Origin of the sequence: Mesorhizobium sp. SEMIA396, assembly GCF_024518615.1 — a bacterium.
In the GTDB taxonomy this organism is placed as follows: Bacteria; Pseudomonadota; Alphaproteobacteria; order Rhizobiales; family Rhizobiaceae; genus Mesorhizobium.
In genome coordinates this window covers 259070-276128 of sequence record NZ_JANIFC010000005.1, presented here as the reverse complement: position 1 = coordinate 276128, position 17059 = coordinate 259070, and the positions used below count along the sequence as shown (strand labels likewise).

12 protein-coding genes and 1 tRNA gene are annotated in these 17059 nt (G+C 62.7%); 6 read left to right on the top strand and 7 right to left on the bottom strand.

The annotated features are described in order from the left end of the window. Positions 1–48 precede the first annotated feature (48 nt). A complete protein-coding gene (galU, locus tag NP503_RS15160; protein ID WP_127270261.1) occupies positions 49–954 on the bottom strand; it encodes a UTP--glucose-1-phosphate uridylyltransferase GalU in 906 nt (301 codons plus the stop codon). A gap of 209 nt (positions 955–1163) precedes the next feature. Here galU and NP503_RS15155 point away from each other — a divergent pair, with 209 nt between their 5' ends. Both NP503_RS15155 and NP503_RS15150 read left to right on the top strand, forming a co-directional pair. Beyond that, positions 1164–2384, top strand: coding sequence for a lytic murein transglycosylase (locus NP503_RS15155; protein ID WP_127270259.1), 1221 nt, complete (start codon positions 1164–1166; stop codon positions 2382–2384). Positions 2385–2482: 98 nt separating this feature from the next. Further along, complete coding sequence (locus NP503_RS15150; RefSeq protein WP_127272440.1) at positions 2483–3691, top strand: DUF459 domain-containing protein; 1209 nt, start codon at positions 2483–2485, stop codon at positions 3689–3691. 21 nt (positions 3692–3712) lie between these two features. On the opposite strand, the gene NP503_RS15145 is transcribed toward NP503_RS15150, so the two are convergent. Both NP503_RS15145 and gltB read right to left on the bottom strand, forming a co-directional pair. Then, complete coding sequence (locus NP503_RS15145; RefSeq protein ID WP_127272441.1) at positions 3713–5167, bottom strand: glutamate synthase subunit beta; 1455 nt, start codon at positions 5165–5167, stop codon at positions 3713–3715. 141 nt (positions 5168–5308) lie between these two features. Further along, complete coding sequence (gene gltB, locus NP503_RS15140; RefSeq protein WP_127268829.1) at positions 5309–10045, bottom strand: glutamate synthase large subunit; 4737 nt, start codon at positions 10043–10045, stop codon at positions 5309–5311. 509 nt (positions 10046–10554) lie between these two features. On the opposite strand from gltB, the gene NP503_RS15135 reads away from it, so the two are divergent. Continuing rightward, positions 10555–11604: a low specificity L-threonine aldolase gene (locus tag NP503_RS15135; protein ID WP_127272775.1), complete on the top strand. Its 1050-nt coding sequence runs from the start codon at positions 10555–10557 to the stop codon at positions 11602–11604. 72 nt (positions 11605–11676) lie between these two features. Here the strand turns inward: NP503_RS15135 and NP503_RS15130 are convergent, their stop codons facing one another. Next, positions 11677–12144, bottom strand: a complete 468-nt coding sequence (locus tag NP503_RS15130; protein ID WP_013529716.1) for an Hsp20 family protein — start codon at positions 12142–12144, stop codon at positions 11677–11679. Positions 12145–12624: 480 nt separating this feature from the next. Between NP503_RS15130 and NP503_RS15125 the strand changes: the two genes are divergently transcribed. Beyond that, positions 12625–13602 carry an alpha/beta fold hydrolase gene (locus NP503_RS15125; protein WP_127273394.1) on the top strand — a complete coding sequence of 326 codons (978 nt, stop codon included), beginning with the start codon at positions 12625–12627 and terminating at the stop codon, positions 13600–13602. Between the two features lie 98 nt (positions 13603–13700). On the opposite strand, the gene hisN is transcribed toward NP503_RS15125, so the two are convergent. Then, on the bottom strand, positions 13701–14474 hold the full coding sequence (hisN, locus tag NP503_RS15120) for a histidinol-phosphatase (RefSeq protein ID WP_127270523.1): 774 nt from the start codon (positions 14472–14474) through the stop codon (positions 13701–13703). Positions 14475–14799: 325 nt separating this feature from the next. Beyond that, positions 14800–15741: an N-formylglutamate amidohydrolase gene (locus NP503_RS15115; RefSeq protein ID WP_127270521.1), complete on the bottom strand. Its 942-nt coding sequence runs from the start codon at positions 15739–15741 to the stop codon at positions 14800–14802. A gap of 163 nt (positions 15742–15904) precedes the next feature. Between NP503_RS15115 and cpdR the strand changes: the two genes are divergently transcribed. Both cpdR and NP503_RS15105 read left to right on the top strand, forming a co-directional pair. After that, a complete protein-coding gene (gene cpdR, locus NP503_RS15110) occupies positions 15905–16267 on the top strand; it encodes a cell cycle two-component system response regulator CpdR (RefSeq protein WP_006199474.1) in 363 nt (120 codons plus the stop codon). 116 nt (positions 16268–16383) lie between these two features. After that, positions 16384–16458: transfer RNA gene (locus tag NP503_RS15105), tRNA-Val, on the top strand. Between the two features lie 194 nt (positions 16459–16652). Here NP503_RS15105 and NP503_RS15100 read toward each other — a convergent pair. Next, positions 16653–17048, bottom strand: coding sequence for a hypothetical protein (locus NP503_RS15100; protein ID WP_127270519.1), 396 nt, complete (start codon positions 17046–17048; stop codon positions 16653–16655). Between the last annotated feature and the right edge of the window lie 11 nt (positions 17049–17059).

The following is a 17059-nucleotide window of genomic DNA, read 5'->3' as shown; positions in this document are numbered from 1 at the left end:
TGAGATCAGACCGGCCCTTCCGCGGACCGGCTGAACATCGACATCGACTTAAGATGCGGCGCCGCGGCGCTCGGATGGCTTCATCTCATCGAGAAGCGTGCGGATCACACCGGCCATGTTCTCGTTCATGTCGCTGCGCCACAGCGCGAAGGCGACATTGGCCTCGACGAAGCCTTCCGGCGATCCGCAGTCGAACGTGCGGCCTCGATAGTGGTAGCCGTAGAAAGGCTGCTGCTTTTCCAGCTTCAGCATGGCGTCGGTGAGCTGGATCTCGTTGCCGGCGCCTTTTTCCTGGCCTTCAAGGATCTTGAAGATCTCCGGCTGCAGGATGTAGCGGCCGTTGATGTAAAGATTGGACGGCGCGGTGCCGGCCTTCGGCTTTTCCACCATCTCGGTGATGCGGAAACCGTGATGCGTGTCCTCGCCGCGGCCGACGATGCCGTATTTGTGGGTTTCGGCGGGAGCGCATTCCTGCACCGCGATGATGTTGTTGCCGGTCTCCTCGTAGAGCTCGACCATTGCCTTCGTGCAGCTCTTCTCCGACTGCATGATCATGTCGGGCAGCAACAGCGCGAAGGGCTCGTCGCCGACGAGCTCACGGGCGCACCAGACGGCATGGCCAAGTCCCATCGGCACCTGCTGGCGTGTGAAACTGGTCTGCCCCGGCGCCGGCTGCAGCCGTTGCAGGCGGGCGAGCTGGTCGTCCTTGCCGCGCTGGGCCAGCGTGTCATAGAGTTCGAACTGGATGTCGAAATGGTCCTCGATGACGGCCTTGTTGCGGCCGGTGACGAAGATGAAATGCTCGATGCCGGCCTCGCGTGCCTCATCCACCACATACTGGATCACCGGCCGGTCGACGACGGTCAGCATTTCCTTGGGGACAGCCTTGGTGGCCGGGAGAAACCGTGTGCCGAGACCGGCGACCGGGAAGACTGCCTTGCGAACTCTCTTCATGCTTTCAATTATCCGTTTGAGGGCCAGCTCCGCAATCCCCGTTCCAAGACATTTTCACGCCGGAATTCGGGACTACTGGGCAACTGAGAGGAATGTCCACCGGTAAAGCTTCGAAGCGTCTTTTCGTTCCCGGTGGCGCCTATGGTAAACTAATTCCTAACCTGGTTCGGCGATGAATGGTCTTTCCTGAGACAGAGAAGGAGGAAAAGATGTCCGTTCGCAATGCCGCAAAAATTTTTACCAGCGTCATGGCGGCAGCCAGCCTATCGCTCGCTCTGCTGATGCCTGGCCCCGCTTTCGCCGATGCCGGTTTCCGGCAGTGGGTCGCCGGCTTCCGCGCCACCGCCGTGCAGAGCGGCGTTTCCGGCGCCCTCTACGACCAGGCCTTCAGGAACATCAGGGATATCGATCCGGTGGTGCTGGAGAAGGCGCGTACGCAGCCTGAATTCACGGCCCCCGCCTGGGACTATTTCGACAATCGCGTCCATGACCAGTCGGTCGCCGTCGGCCAGCAGATGGCCAGGAAATGGAAGCCGTGGCTGGACCGGATCGAGGCCAGGTTCGGTGTCAACCGTTACATCCTGCTGGCCATCTGGTCGATGGAATCGAACTATGGCGAGATCCTCAAGCGCGACGACGTCATGCGCAATGTCGTGCGCTCGCTGGCGACCTTGGCCTATGCCGATCCGAAGCGGGCGAAATTCGCTCGCACCCAGCTGATCGCCGCGCTGAAGATCCTGCAGACCGGCGATATCGACGAAAGCCATCTGAGCGGATCCTGGGCCGGCGCCATGGGCCATACCCAGTTCATCCCGACCAGCTATCTGCACTATGCCGTCGACATGGACGGCAATGGCAAACGCGACATCTGGAATTCGATCCCCGATGCGCTGGCGACATCAGCCAATTTGTTGAAGAAGAATGGCTGGCAGGCCGGCAAGACCTGGGGCTATGAGGTTGCTTTGCCCGCTGGAAAGCTTCCCGGCGGCTCGAAAACACTGTCGCAATGGCAGGCGCTCGGCGTGGTCAGGGCCAACGGCAAGCCGTTCAAGAACGGCTCCGACAAGGCGACGCTGAAGGTGCCGGACGGCCGCAACGGGCCGGCCTTCCTGATGATCAAGAATTTCACGGTCATCAAAGCCTACAATAACGCCGACAAATATGCGCTGGCCGTCGGCCTTCTTGCCGACGAAATCGCCGGCTCCAGCGGTCTCGTGCAAGACTGGAAGCGGCCTTTCACCAAGCTCACTTTCGAGGAAAGGCAGGAGCTGCAGCAGCGGCTTTCCCAACATGGCCTTTATGACGGCAAGTTCGACGGCAAGATCGGCGACGGCTCGAAATCAGCCATCTTGGCCTTCCAGGCCAAGGCCGGCTTGACCCAGGACGGTTACCCGAGCATGGAAGTGCTGAAGTGGCTCCGGCAGAAATAGAGCCGCCTGCGGTGCCGCGCGGCCTTTCGGGCGCGCAAAGGACACTGTAGCAATCTGGTTGGCGCGGCATTTGCTGCGCCAAGGGATGGAGGAAACGAGTGGCTTCGGCTGCGCGCATCGCAGGGCTTGTTCGTCGCATGCCGGTGCTCATCCTGGCCGTGATCGTGCTCACCGTCGGTGTGGCTGGCGCCTTCCATGCGCCGGCCATGGCGCAGGAGCAGCAAAACCGCGGCTGGTCGCTGCGAGACCTTCTGTTCCCGCGCCGCAGCGAGCGCATCGAGCCGCCGCAGGACATCCAGAAGCCGAGGCCCAGGCCCAAGGCGAAAAAACCCCGCGCCCCGCGCCCGCCGGCGGAGCCGGAAATCCCGGTGGTTGACAAGGCACCGGACGCTCGCACCGTGCTGGTGGTCGGAGACTTCATGGCGGCTGGCCTCGCCGAAGGCCTCGACACCGCCTTTGCCGAGAATGCCGGCGTCAGGATCGTCGTTCGCAGCAATGGCTCGTCCGGCTTCGTACGCGATGATTTCTACAACTGGCCCGAACAGATCAAATCGCTGATCGAGACCGAAAAACCTGCCGCCGTGGTCGTCATGCTGGGTTCCAACGACCGCCAGCAGATGAAGGTGGGTGACGTGCGCGAGCAGCCCCGCTCTGAAACCTGGACCAAGGAATATGAGCGCCGGACCGACGCGTTCGGCAAAGCTATCGCGGAGGCAAAGGTACCCTTCCTCTGGGTCGGCATGCCGGCTTTCCGGGTGTCGAAGATGACCTCCGATATGCTGGCCTTCAACGACATCTATCATCAGGCCGCTGAAAGCCATGGCGGTGAATTCGTCGACGTCTGGGACGGCTTCGTCGATGAGAACGGTGCTTTCGTCACCAGCGGCCCCGACATCAACGGCCAGCCGGTGCGGCTGCGCGCCGATGACGGCATCAACGTCTCGAAGGCAGGCAAGCGCAAACTCGCCTTCTACACCGAAAAACCGCTGCTGAAGATCCTCGGCCTGACCGCGCCTGGAAGCGTGATTACACCGTCCGCTCCGGCGGGCGCACCTGTCGAGGCGCCGGCGCCGGCCGCGGCCCCCATCGTTATCGACCGCACCGCGCCGATGCTGCTCAGCGATCCGGCACTCGACGGTGGCTCCGAATTGCTGGGCGCGGCACCGCCGGCGAAGGCCAATCCGGACCTGCCCGGTGAAAAGCTTGTGGTCGAGGGCAAGGCACCGATTGCATCGCCCGGCCGCGCCGACGATTTCTCATGGCCGCCAAAGGCCGCGACCGATACCACGACCGCGATCAATCGTTAGTATCGCTGCACGCTCCTGGGTTCAGCGCGGGAGAACGCTCGACCCCATCAACGCCTCGTCGATCGAGCGTGCCGCCTGGCGGCCCTCGCGGATCGCCCAGACGACCAGCGACTGGCCACGACGCACGTCGCCGGCCGCATAGAGCCTGTCCACGCTGGTCTTGTAGTCGCGGTCATTGGCCTCGACATTCCTGGAGCGGCGGCTGTCGGTGGCGATCTTCATCTCACCGTCCAATTCCTTCGCCACCCCGGCCGCGGCCGGCCCGGCAAAGCCGATGGCGATGAAGGCGAGATCGGCACGAATGACGAATTCGGTGCCGGCGATCGGCTTGCGCTTGTCGTCGACCTCGCAGCACTTGACGCCGGTCAGCTGGCCTTCCTCGCCGATGAATTCGAGTGTCGCCACCTGGAATTCGCGCTCCGCGCCTTCGGCCTGCGAGGACGAGGTGCGCATCTTGGTCGCCCAATAGGGCCAGACCGAAAGCTTGTCTTCCTTCTCCGGCGGCTGCGGACGGATGTCGAGCTGGGTGACGCGCACCGCACCCTGGCGAAAAGCAGTGCCGACACAGTCGGAGGCGGTATCGCCGCCGCCGACGACGACGACATGCTGGCCGCCGGCGATGATCGGATGCGACGGCCATGCCACCGACTGAATCGGTTCGCCGCCGACACGCCGGTTCTGCTGCACCAGATAGGGCATCGCGTCATGCACGCCGCCGAGATCGTCGCCGGGAATGCCGGCCGCGCGCGGCGTTTCCGAGCCGCCGCAATAGAGCACGGCATCATGTTCGGCGAGCAGCTCGGCAACCGGCTTGTCGACGCCGACATTGACGCCGCAATGGAAGGTCACGCCCTCACCCTGCATCTGCTCGATGCGCCGGTCGATATAGTGCTTCTCGATCTTGAAGTCGGGAATGCCGTAGCGCATCAGCCCGCCGGGCCGGCTTTCGCGCTCGTAGACATGGACATCGTGGCCGGCGCGGCCAAGCTGCTGGGCAGCCGCCATGCCGGCAGGGCCGGAGCCGATGACGGCGACGCGCTTGCCGGTCTTCTTCTCCGGCGGATAGGGCCTGATATGGCCGGTTTCATAGGCCTTGTCGGCGATCGCCTGCTCGACCGTCTTGATGGCGACGGGAATGTCCTCGAGGTTCAGCGTGCAGGCTTCCTCGCAGGGCGCGGGGCAGATGCGGCCGGTGAACTCCGGGAAATTGTTGGTCGAATGCAGGTTGCGGATCGCGTTGTCCCAGTCGCCATTGTAGACGAGGTCATTCCAGTCCGGAATCTGGTTGTGGATCGGGCAACCGGTCGGCCCATGGCAGAACGGAATGCCGCAATCCATGCAGCGCGCGGCCTGTTTCTCGACCTCCTTGTCGGACATCGGCAGCGTGAATTCACGGAAATGCCGGATGCGATCGGAGGCCGGCTGGTACTTGTGCACCTGCCGGTCGATTTCGAGAAAGCCTGTTACCTTGCCCATAGTCCAGTTCCTGCTGTCCAGATGGTGCGGTTTTCGCCGCACCCGTTAACCCCTTGAGGCAGCCATGGCAACCTTGCGCCGGAGGTCAAACTGTCGATGAAGATGGGCCGGGAAGCCTGGGCTCCCCGGCAATTGCAAAGCCTATTCCGCCGCGACGCCCATGCGCATGCGTTCCATCTCGATCAGGGCGCGGCGGTATTCGACCGGCATGATCTTGCGGAACTTCGGCCGGAAAATCGTCCAGTCGTCGAGAATCTCGCGGCCGCGCACCGACCCGGTGTAATGCACATGGTTGGAAATCAGCTGGTAAAGCCGCTCCTCGTCATGGCTGGTCATGTCGCCGGAGACGTCGACGCGACCCTTGTGATCGAGGTCGCCGCCATGGTGCAGCAGCCTTTCCATCAGATCGTCTTCTTCCGGAACCGGCTCCAGCTCGACCATCGCCATGTTGCAGCGCTCGGCGAAATCGCCCGCCTCGTCGAGCACATAGGCGACGCCGCCCGACATGCCGGCGGCGAAATTGCGGCCGGTCTTGCCGATGACGACGACGATGCCGCCCGTCATGTACTCGCAGCCATGGTCGCCGACGCCTTCGACGACGGCGGCGACGCCCGAATTGCGCACGGCGAAACGCTCGCCGGCGACGCCGGCAAAGTAGGCCTCGCCCTCGGTGGCGCCATAGAGCACCGTATTGCCGACGATGATGGACTCGGCGGCGACGATCTTGGCCTCTTCCGGCGGCCGGATGACGATGCGGCCGCCCGACAGGCCCTTGCCGACATAGTCATTGCCGGCGCCGACAAGCTCGAACGAGATGCCGCGCGCCAGGAAGGCGCCGAAGGACTGGCCGGCAGTGCCGGTCAGCTTCACCTGGATGGTGTCCTCGCGCAGGCCCTTGTGCTTGAAGCGCTTGGCCACTTCACCCGACAGCATGGCGCCCGTCGAGCGGTCGACATTGCGGATATCGACCTCGATCTTGACCGGCAGCTTGCTTTCGAGCGCAGGCTTTGCCAGCTCGATCAGCTTGCGGTCGAGCACGTCGTCGATCGGGTGCTTCTGGCGCTCGGTCCAGTGCACCGCCTCATGCGGCGCATCCGGCTTGAAGAACATCTTCGAGAAATCGAGCCCGCGCGCCTTCCAGTGCACGATCAGGTCGCGCTTCTCCAGAAGATCACTGTCGCCGATGATCTGGTCGATATGGGTGTAACCCATCTCGGCGAGCAGCTCCCTCACCTCTTCCGCCACGTAGAAGAAGAAGTTGATGACATGCTCGGGCGTGCCCTTGAAGCGCTTGCGCAGCACCGGATCCTGCGTCGCGACGCCGACCGGGCAGGTGTTGAGATGGCACTTGCGCATCATGATGCAGCCGGCCGCGATCAGCGGCGCGGTCGAGAAGCCGAACTCGTCGGCGCCAAGCAGCGCACCGATGATAACGTCGCGCCCCGTGCGCAAGCCGCCGTCGACCTGCAGCGCGACGCGCGACCGCAAGCCGTTCAGCACCAGCGTCTGGTGCGTCTCGGCAAGGCCCATTTCCCATGGGCTGCCGGCATGCTTGAGCGAGGTCAGCGGCGAGGCGCCAGTGCCGCCATCATAGCCCGAAATGGTGATGTGGTCGGCGCGTGCCTTGGCGACGCCCGCCGCAACCGTGCCGACGCCGACTTCCGACACCAGCTTGACCGACACGTCGGCCGCCGGATTGACGTTCTTCAGGTCGTAGATCAGCTGTGCCAGATCCTCGATCGAATAGATGTCGTGATGCGGCGGCGGCGAGATCAGGCCGACGCCCGGCGTCGAATGCCGGACCTTGGCGATGGTCGCGTCGACCTTGTGGCCGGGCAGCTGGCCGCCCTCGCCGGGCTTGGCACCCTGCGCCACCTTGATCTGCATCATGTCGGAATTGACGAGGTATTCGGCCGTGACGCCGAAACGGCCCGAGGCGATCTGCTTGATCGCCGAGCGTTCGGGGTTCTTGCCGCCGCCAGGCAGCGGCAGATAGCGGTCGGCCTCTTCGCCGCCCTCGCCGGTGTTCGACTTGCCGCCGATCTGGTTCATCGCGCGCGCCAGCGTGGTATGCGCTTCGCGCGAGATCGACCCGAACGACATCGCCCCGGTCGAGAACCGCTTGACGATGTCGGCCGCTGACATGACGTCGTCGAGCGCCACCTTCTTGCGGCCGGTCTCTCCGGCCAGCTTGATCTTGAACAGGCCACGAATGGTCTGGGCGCGGGCCGTCTCGCTGTCGATCTGGGCGGAATAGTCCTTGAACGTTTCCCACGACCCCTGGCGCACGGCGTGCTGCAAGGTGGCGACCGCGTCGGGCGACCAGATATGCGCCTCGCCCCGCATGCGGAACATGTATTCGCCGCCGACCTCGAGGCTGTTGCGCAGCACGGGGTCGTTGCCGAAACCGTCATTGTGGCGGCTGAGCGTCTCTGCCGCAATCTCGTCCAGCCCGACGCCTTCGATCAGCGTCGCGGTGCCGGTGAAGTATTGCTGCACGAAATCGGTCTTCAGGCCGATGGCGTCGAAAATCTGCGCGCCACAATAAGACTGGTAGGTCGAGATGCCCATCTTGGACATCACCTTGAGGATGCCCTTGCCGATCGACTTGATGTAGCGCGAAACGACCTCGTAGGCGTCCACTTCCTTCGGCAGTTCGCCACGCTTGTGCATGTCGAGCAGCGTGTCGAAGGCAAGGTACGGATTGATCGCCTCGGCGCCATAGCCGGCAAGGCAGCAGAAATGATGCACTTCGCGCGGCTCGCCGGATTCGACGACGAGGCCGACCGAGGTGCGCAGCCCCTTGCGGATCAGGTGATGATGGACCGCGGCCGTAGCCAGCAGCGCCGGGATGGCGATGCGGTCCGGCCCGACCTGGCGGTCGGACAGGATGATGATGTTGTAGCCGCCGGCGACCGCCGCCTCCGCCCGCTCGCACAACCGGTCGATGGCGCCCTGCATGCCCGCGGCCCCTTCGGCCGAGCCATAGGTGATGTCGATCGTCTTGGTGTCGAAACGGTCCTCGGTGTGGCCGATGGAACGGATCTTTTCGAGATCGCCATTGGTCAGGATCGGCTGGCGCACCTCGAGCCGCTTGCGGCGCGAATTTCCGACCAGGTCGAAGATGTTGGGCCGCGGCCCGATGAAGGACACCAGGCTCATCACCAGCTCCTCGCGGATCGGATCGATCGGCGGGTTGGTGACCTGGGCGAAGTTCTGCTTGAAGTAGGTGTAGAGCAGCTTCGACTTGTCCGACATCGCCGAGATCGGCGTGTCGGTGCCCATCGAGCCCACCGCTTCCTGGCCTGTCGTCGCCATCGGCGACATCAACAGCTTGGTGTCTTCCTGGCTATAGCCGAATGCCTGCTGGCGATCGAGCAGGCTGACATCCTTGCGCAGCGCGCGCGGCTCGACCGGCTTCAAATCTTCGAGAATGAGCTGCGTGTTGGCGAGCCAGGTCTTGTAGGGATGCTTGGTCGCGATCTCCGACTTGAGCTCCTCGTCGGAGACGATACGCCCCTTCTCCAGGTCGATCAGAAGCATCCGGCCTGGCTGCAGCCGCCACTTCTTGACGATCTTCTCCTCGGGCACCGGCAGCACGCCGGCTTCCGAGGCCATGATGACGCGGTCGTCATCGGTGACGATGTAGCGTGCCGGGCGCAGGCCATTGCGGTCGAGCGTGGCGCCGATCTGGCGGCCATCGGTGAAAACCACCGCCGCCGGCCCGTCCCACGGCTCCATCAGTGCCGCATGGTATTCGTAGAAGGCCTTGCGATCGGCATCCATGAGCTTGTTGCCCGCCCAGGCTTCCGGGATCAGCATCATCATGGCATGGCTGAGCCTGTACCCGCCCTGGAACAGGAACTCGAGCGCATTGTCGAAGCAGGCGGTGTCGGACTGGCCGTCATAGGAAATCGGCCACAGCTTCGAGATGTTGTTGCCGAACAGTTCGGAATCGACCGACGCCTGGCGCGCAGCCATCCAGTTGTTGTTGCCGCGCACGGTGTTGATCTCGCCATTGTGGGCGACCATGCGGTAGGGATGCGCCAGCTTCCAAGACGGGAAGGTGTTGGTCGAGAAGCGCTGGTGGACGAGGATCAGCGCGGTCTCGAAGCGCGGATCGATCAGGTCCTTGTAATAGGCGCCGACCTGGTAGGCCAGGAACATGCCCTTGTAGACGATGGTGCGCGCCGACAGCGACACGCAATAGGCGCCGATGTCCTTGTTATCGTTCTCGGCGTAGATGCGGCCCGATATCACCTTGCGCAGCAGATAGAGCCTGGCCTCGTATTCCTCGTCATCGGTAATGTCTGGCGTGCGGCCGATGAAGATCTGCCGATGGAACGGCTCGGATGCCACGATGTCAGGCGCCTTCGAAAGCGACGAATTGTCGACGGGCACGTCACGGAAACCGATGAGCGGAAGCCCCTCGGATTGCGCCGATTCGACAATGATGTCCTCGATATGGGCGCGAAGGGCCGCGTCCTGCGGCATGAACCAGTGTCCGACGCCGTACTGACCCGCCGGCGGCAGCTCGATGCCCTGGGCCGTCATCTCCTCACGGAAGAACTGGTCGGGAAGCTGCACCAGCACGCCGGCGCCATCGCCGACCAGCGGATCGGCGCCAACGGCGCCGCGATGCGTCAGGTTTTCGAGCACAGCCAGCCCGTCCTTGACGATCTGATGCGACTTCACGCCCTTCATATTGACGATGAAGCCGACGCCGCAGGCGTCATGCTCGTTGCGCGGATCGTAGAGGCCCTGGGCGGAAAAGCCGTTGGCGGTTCGGCTAATATTGGATCGCAAGGTGGTTTTGACGGTTGCCGCTTTCGTCTGCGCGGCCTGGCCGTTCGTCGCAGAGTGCGTCATGTCCGTCATCTCCTGTCCTCCATTCCCAGCCATTCAGGCGCTGGTTTGCCTCGGCAAGCGCTTGGCTCACCCTGATCCTTGTGGCACGTCTTGCGAAATCCTTGCCGAACCAGGCGGCTTTCCGCATGGAACGCATCTGGTAATCGTACAGGCCAGAGTCTGGCTGTCCACCTGTCGCTCGCGGCAACAGCCGGAGAGGCCCAATGATACGCCAATCCGGCTCGTTTTGTGCGACAAAATAAGACAGCACTACTGTCCTAAATTTTTATGGCAGAAATCTGGGACGCACACAAGACCGATTCACAAAAAACTTGGGCTTTCCGCGACAGAAAATGTCGTCAAGTCCGGGAAAAACGTAAGCTTCAGTCGTCGACCTGGGCTTTGCCGGTTGGCTGGCTTTACTGTTTTTCCGGCGCCTGGCCCCTTGCGGTCCGCTCGCGAAACCGGTCAACTTCAGACTGATTTCCCCAAAACCCGATTTCCCCAACCCCCCGACCTCCCAAGACATAGGCAGATGCATGTTCTTCGCTTCCGACAATTGGGCAGGCGCCCATCCCAATATTGCCGCCGGCCTGTCGGCCAATGCCGGCGGCTTTTCCACCGCCTATGGCGACGGTGCGCTCGACCGGGCAGTCTACCAGCGCTTCAGTGAGATTTTCGAACGCGAGGTCGCGGTGTTCTTCGTCGCCACCGGCACGGCCGCCAACTCGCTGGCGCTCACCGCTTACAACAAGCCGGGCGGCATTTCCTTTGCCCATCGCGAATCGCATGTCATCGAGGACGAATGCGGCGCGCCGGTATATTTTTCCGGCGGCTCTCGCCTGCATGAGATCGATGGCGCGCTGGGCAAGATCGATCCGCACAATCTGGAAAGGACCATCGGCCGTTTCGCACCGGAAATTGTCCATTGGGGACGGCCGATGGCCGTTTCGATCACCCAGTCGACCGAGGTCGGCACCATCTACGGCCTGGATGAGATCGAGACGATCTCGGCGATCGCCAAACAATATTCGGTGCCCCTGCACATGGATGGCGCCCGCTTTGCCAATGCGCTGGTCGCACTCGACACGACACCGGCCGAAATGACCTGGAAACGCGGCGTCGACATCCTCTCCTTCGGCGGCACCAAGAACGGCTGCTGGTGCGCCGAAGCGATCGTGTTGTTCGACCTCGATCGTGCCAGGGAATTGGCCTTCCTGCGCAAGCGCGCCGCCCAGCTGTTTTCGAAATCGCGCTTCGTCGCGGCGCAGTTCGAGGCCTATTTCAAGGGTGGGCTGTGGCTGGACACCGCCCGCCACGCCAACGCCATGGCCGCACGCCTTGCCGCCGCGATCGAGGATTCGGCAACGGCCAAGCTGGCATGGCTGCCGCAGGCGAACGAGGTTTTCGCGGTGATCAAGAAGGCCGAGGCCGAGAGGCTGCAGACCGCGGGTGCCGCCTTCTACGACTGGCACAAGCCGCATGGCTTTGACGGCCACATCGGCGAGGACGAGTTGCTCTACCGCTTCGTCACCAGCTTTGCGACGACAGCCGATGAAGTCGACCGTTTTGGCCAGCTGATCGCCTGATAACGCATTTCCCCGACAACAAAAAAGCGGCGCCTTTCGGCGCCGCTTCCGTCTCGGGAGGAGACTTGTATTTTAGGCAGCGGTCTTGGCCTCGATCTGCTTGGCCTTGGCCGAAGACGCCGTAATGGCGATCTTGCGCGGCTTCAGCTCCTCGGGGATGTTGCGCTTGAGGTCGACGAAGAGCAGGCCGTTCTTCAGCGAGGCGCCAACGACCTCGACGTGGTCGGCAAGCTGGAAGCGACGTTCGAAAGCCCTCGAGGCAATGCCGCGATAGAGCAGCTCAGAGCCTTCGCCGGTGCCCTCGTCCTTGCGCTCACCCTTCACGGTCAGCACGTTGCGATGGGCTTCGATCGAGATTTCCTCGTCCGAGAAGCCGGCAACCGCCATCGAGATCCGGTAGGAATCCTCACCGGTGCGCTCGATGTTGTAGGGCGGATAGGTCTGCGCGCCATCCGGCTGCGCAAGCGAATCGAGCATCGTGAACAGACGATCGAAGCCGACGGTCGAGCGATAAAGCGGGGAAAAATCAACGTGACGCATGAGGTGTTCTCCTGTTGAGCAACATGGTTTGCGTATGGCCGGTGCGAAACCCTTGAGCGGCGTTTCGGGTGGACCAGCGGCCCCGACATTGGCGACCGCACGAGACATTTGGGGAGCGCTGGAAAGCATTTCAAGATTTCACCTGGCGGCAAAAGCCACGGCGGCCGGACCCTTGATGAACGGCAGATGAACCGGCACTTCGGCGCGCGTTCAGGCAGCCGGCGCTAAAGTCCATTCCAGGATCAAGGACTGGCGGCGCCGATTGCACAACAGGCACCGCAACGAGGCCGACCGGGTGTAACGTCCCTTCCTCCCGGATCGACAGGGGCCGGAAGCACGCTTTCAAGCGGCTTCCGGCCTTCCCTGATGCAGCCTCCCCTTCACCGGGAATTCCTTGGCTTTTGGCGCATGGGCGTCTATCACCTTAGCGGAGCCGGCCAGCGCAGGCGGGCATGCGAGACGCCGAGCACGAAGCGCCGAATGACGGATCTTTTCACCGAAAACTCCCTTTTTCACGAAATCGAGGGCAATCCGCGGCCGGAAAATGCCACCGGCGGCTTCTTCACCACGCGTGACCGAAAGAATATCCGCTACGGCCTGTTCGGCGCGGTCGCTCGCCCGATGAAGGGCACCGTGGTCCTGCTCACCGGCCGCAACGAGTGCATCGAGAAATATTTCGAAACCATCCGCAACCTTGCCGATCGCGGCTTTGGCGTCGCCACGCTCGATTGGCGCGGCCAGGGCGATTCCGACCGGCTGATCCGCGATCACCAGCGCGGCTACGTCAGCAGCTTCCGCGAGTACACCGCCGACCTCGAACAGTTCTTCGAGGAGATCGTGCTGCCCGATTGCCGCGGACCGTACTACATCCTCGCCCATTCGGCAGGTGCCTTGATCACCCTGCTTGCCGCCCCATCAATGGTGAACCGCATCCGGCGCATGGTGCTGATCGCGCCCTTCCTGACGCTGCCCGACCTGCCGGTCTCGATCTCGACGGTTCGCCGCGTCTGTTCTCTGTTCTGCGCTCTCGGCCTCGGCCGGCTCTACGCCGCCTGGGGTCCGCGGCCGAGGGTTACGGCCCCGTTCGAGACCAACAAGCTGACATCGGACCCGGAGCGCTATCGGCGCAACACACGGATCTATGAAGAATACCCGCAACTGGCGCTTGGCGGGCCGACGATCCGCTGGCTGCAGGCAGCCGCGAAAGCATCGGAAGCCGTCAGCGACCCCGATTTCATGGCTCGGATCCAGGTCCCGCTGCTGATCATCGCCGCCGGCGCCGACCAGGTCGTCTCGACCAGGGCCGTGGAAGCCTACGCCAGGCGTCTGCGGCTCGGTTCGCTGCTGATGATCGATGGCTCCCGCCACGAAATCCTGCAGGAAGCCGACATCTACCGCGAGCAATTGCTCGCCGCCTTCGACGCCTTCATTCCCGGCAGCGACGACCCCACAGCCTGACGGGCGCCGGTCGCTGGCCCGCTCCCCAAGGGGTGCCGCCGGCAGTAAAACGACTGCTTCAAGCGGTCGGCATCACCTGAATGGCGGCGGACGCTCGTTTAGCCGCGCAGGGCGGCCATGGCGGCGGCATGAAGTTCCGGCGTCGCCGCGGCGAGTACATCGCCGCCCTGTTCCGCCGGCCCGCCGTCGAATGTGGTGACGACGCCGCCTGCCTTTTCGATGATCGGGATCAGCGCCACGATGTCGTAGGGCTTCAATCCGGGATCGGCGACGATGTCGACGCTTCCCGAGGCGATCATGGCGAAGGCATAGCAATCGGCGCCATAGCGGGCGAGCTGGATCTGTCTTTCGAATGCATCGTAACGGTTGCGCGCCTCGCCCTTGAACAGGGCCGGCGTGGTGGTGAACAGCGTCGCCTGGTCCAACTTCGTCGTCTTGCGGGTCGTCAGTTTTCGCGGCCCGCCTGGCCCCTCATAATGGGAGCCCGAGCCGTTGGCGTAGAAAAGCTCGCCGGTGAAGGGCTGCGCCATCATGCCGGCAACGGCGTCGCCGTCGACCGTCAGCCCGACCAGTGTGCCCCACACCGGCAGACCGGAAATGAACGCGCGCGTGCCGTCGATCGGGTCGATCACCCAGACGTGCCGGCTTGAAATGTTCTCGCTGCCATGCTCCTCGCCTAGAATACCATGATCGGGATACTCAGCCGATATCAGAGCCCGGATGGCGCGCTCGGCCTCGCGATCGGCCTCGGTGACCGGATCAAAACTGCCCTGTTCCTTGTTGGCGACCGCACCTTGGGCACGAAAGCGCGGCAAGGTCTCCGCCGCTGCCGCCTGCGCGATGCGACGCATGAAATCGATGCTGATGTCCAACTGATTCTCCCGCGTTGCAGCATGCCCGAGCCCGGCTTTGCCGCCAATTTCGTGCCAAAACAAGGGTGTCGAGGATTTTTCCGCGACGGCATCTGTTGCCTGGATGTCACACAGGCGCCATCGAAACGCAATTTCCACATCAGAGTGAATTAAAAAAGGCTGAAGGTCGCTTGACATTTGTGCAGCGCACAATACCCTCAATCTCGGACAGGGTTTCCTGTCCATGCCCTCCTTGGGCGTTTCCTCCCTAGACTTCGACCGTATCGTGCAAACGATGCGGTCTTTTTTTATGGCGCCATTCAGTCCGCGGCCAGCGGCAGGTTGTTCACTCCGCGGCCAGTGGCAGGTCGATGAAATGATGGTCGGGCATCGACATCAGGTCGGCTGAGAACCGCGTCAGATCGTCGGCCAGCGCATCGAAGCCGGCAGCCTTCTCGAACGTCCGCTCGTTCATATAGAGCCCCCGGTTGACCTCGATCTGCAGCGCGTGCAGATGGCGCGCCGGGCGGCCATAGTGCTCGGTGATGAAGCCGCCGGCATAGGGCTTGTTGTGGGCAACCGAATAGCCCATGGCGCTGAGCAGGCCGATCGCGGTCTCGGTCAGGGCGGCCGTTGCCGAGATGCCGAAACGATCGCCGATGATGAAGTCGGGCCGCTGGCCGCTGTCGCCAACCCGGATGCTCGCCGGCATCGAATGACAGTCGATCAGCACGGCAAAGCCGAACCGCGCATGGGTTCTGGTCAACAGCCGCTTCAGCGTCTCGTGATAGGGCTTGTAGACGGCCTCGATGCGGGCGACCGCTTCGGCCAGCGGCAAGCGGCCGGAATAGATGTCGAGCCCCTCGCCGACCAGCTTCGGCACCGTGCCCAGCCCGCCGGCCACCCGTGCCGAGCGGATGTTGCAGAAGGACGGCACCGGCTCGGCGAACATGCGCGGATCAAGCTCCCACGGTTCACGGTTGACGTCGAGATAGGCCCTCGGGAAATTCGCCGCCAGCAGCGGTGCGCCGAGCGCGACGGTCCCGCCGAACAGCTCATCGACGTAGCAGTCCTCGGACCGGCGGATGGCGTTGCGGTCCAGCCTTGCCATGGCAAGGAAGCGCTCCGGATAGTAGCGGCCGCTATGCGGTGAGTTGAAGAGGAAGGGGACGCGCTGCTCGACGCCCGACCGGATTTCGAAGGGTGGAAAGACCGAAAAATCCTCGGCTGCCGTCTTCAATTTGAACGAACCCGAAAACACCAGTGCATCATGATGTGAAAGTGCCACCTTGCAAGCCTCGTGTCCAGCATTTCGGCCACAGCACACGCCCGGCAAATATGGATCATCCCCGTCAGCGTTCACTTGATGTTTACCCTCACCTCCTCATATACAGGATGGTTAACGGGCTTGCCCAACGGCAACCTCGGGCGGGTGATTCGGACGGGATATCATGGCACGCATTCTTCTGGCGGAAGACGACGACGATATGCGTCGGTTCCTCGTCAAGGCGCTGGAGCGCGCCGGTTACCAGGTCAGTGATTTCGACAATGGCGCCAGCGCCTATGAGCGGCTGCGCGAGGAGCCTTTCTCGCTGCTGTTGACCGACATCGTCATGCCGGAGATGGACGGCATCGAACTGGCGCGGCGTGCCACAGAGATCGATCCTGATCTGAAAGTCATGTTCATCACCGGTTTCGCCGCCGTTGCGCTGAACCCGGATTCCAAGGCGCCGAAAGACGCCAAGGTGCTGTCGAAGCCCTTCCACCTGCGCGACCTCGTCAACGAGGTCGAGAAGATGCTGCAGGCGGCCTGAGCCCTTTTCTAGGCGAGGCGCCGCACCTCTTCGCCACTGCGGCGAGACGACGCCTTCTTTCCTTTTTCCTGCTATTGACGCGCTGGATCAAAAATGGTGTATGCGCGGCTTCGGATGGGCGTGTAGCTCAGCGGGAGAGCACTGCATTGACATTGCAGGGGTCACAGGTTCAATCCCTGTCACGCCCACCATCCAACCAGACAAGCAGATCTTGCATCGGCATTTCCCGGCTGGTTCCCCAGAGGTAGAGCGGTTCGCATAGGTTGACTTATAGCCTGCACCTGGCGCAACGCCGCATGCAGTGCTTGAGCTTGGCGAACGGTTTGTCGATTTGGGCTGAGGTCCGGACTATAGGGGCAGGAAGAAGAGCCCTTGCGAAGCCAGCCTACTGGTCATCGTCATCGCCATTGTCTGGATTGTCGACCAAACATCCCGCGCCGTGACACCCTTGGTAATTGCCTTGAGTGTCGAAATTCGGATTGCCGTCCTTGTCGTAACTCGGCCTTGGGTCGATGTAGCTGTCGTTCTTTCGACGCGCTTCCTTGCGATCCTTGTCTCTCTGTTCCTGCGCGGCTATGCGATCCATTGAGCGCTGCTCGTCTTCTGAACGTTGTGAAGTCTGTTGCATCATGCAGTCGGCAAACCTGTTGGTTCCTGGCCTATAGCCGTAAGAAGCGCACTGTTGCTGATCCATTGCGCGCTGATCCTCAGCGCTGACGCAACCAGCAACCGCCAACGGCACAAGCGCGATCAGCACATATCTCATCTTGAAATTCGGCATTTTGTCACTCC

Excerpts from the sequence above, each read along its gene's own strand:
- galU (WP_127270261.1), bottom strand. The coding sequence starts at position 954 with ATGAAGAGAGTTCGCAAGGCAGTCTTCCCGGTCGCCGGTCTCGGCACA.
- NP503_RS15155 (WP_127270259.1), top strand. The coding sequence starts at position 1,164 with ATGTCCGTTCGCAATGCCGCAAAAATTTTTACCAGCGTCATGGCGGCA.
- NP503_RS15145 (WP_127272441.1), bottom strand. The coding sequence starts at position 5,167 with ATGGGCAAGGTAACAGGCTTTCTCGAAATCGACCGGCAGGTGCACAAG.
- gltB (WP_127268829.1), bottom strand. The coding sequence starts at position 10,045 with ATGACGGACATGACGCACTCTGCGACGAACGGCCAGGCCGCGCAGACG.
- NP503_RS15135 (WP_127272775.1), top strand. The coding sequence starts at position 10,555 with ATGTTCTTCGCTTCCGACAATTGGGCAGGCGCCCATCCCAATATTGCC.
- NP503_RS15130 (WP_013529716.1), bottom strand. The coding sequence starts at position 12,144 with ATGCGTCACGTTGATTTTTCCCCGCTTTATCGCTCGACCGTCGGCTTC.
- NP503_RS15125 (WP_127273394.1), top strand. The coding sequence starts at position 12,625 with ATGACGGATCTTTTCACCGAAAACTCCCTTTTTCACGAAATCGAGGGC.
- cpdR (WP_006199474.1), top strand. The coding sequence starts at position 15,905 with ATGGCACGCATTCTTCTGGCGGAAGACGACGACGATATGCGTCGGTTC.
- NP503_RS15100 (WP_127270519.1), bottom strand. The coding sequence starts at position 17,048 with ATGCCGAATTTCAAGATGAGATATGTGCTGATCGCGCTTGTGCCGTTG.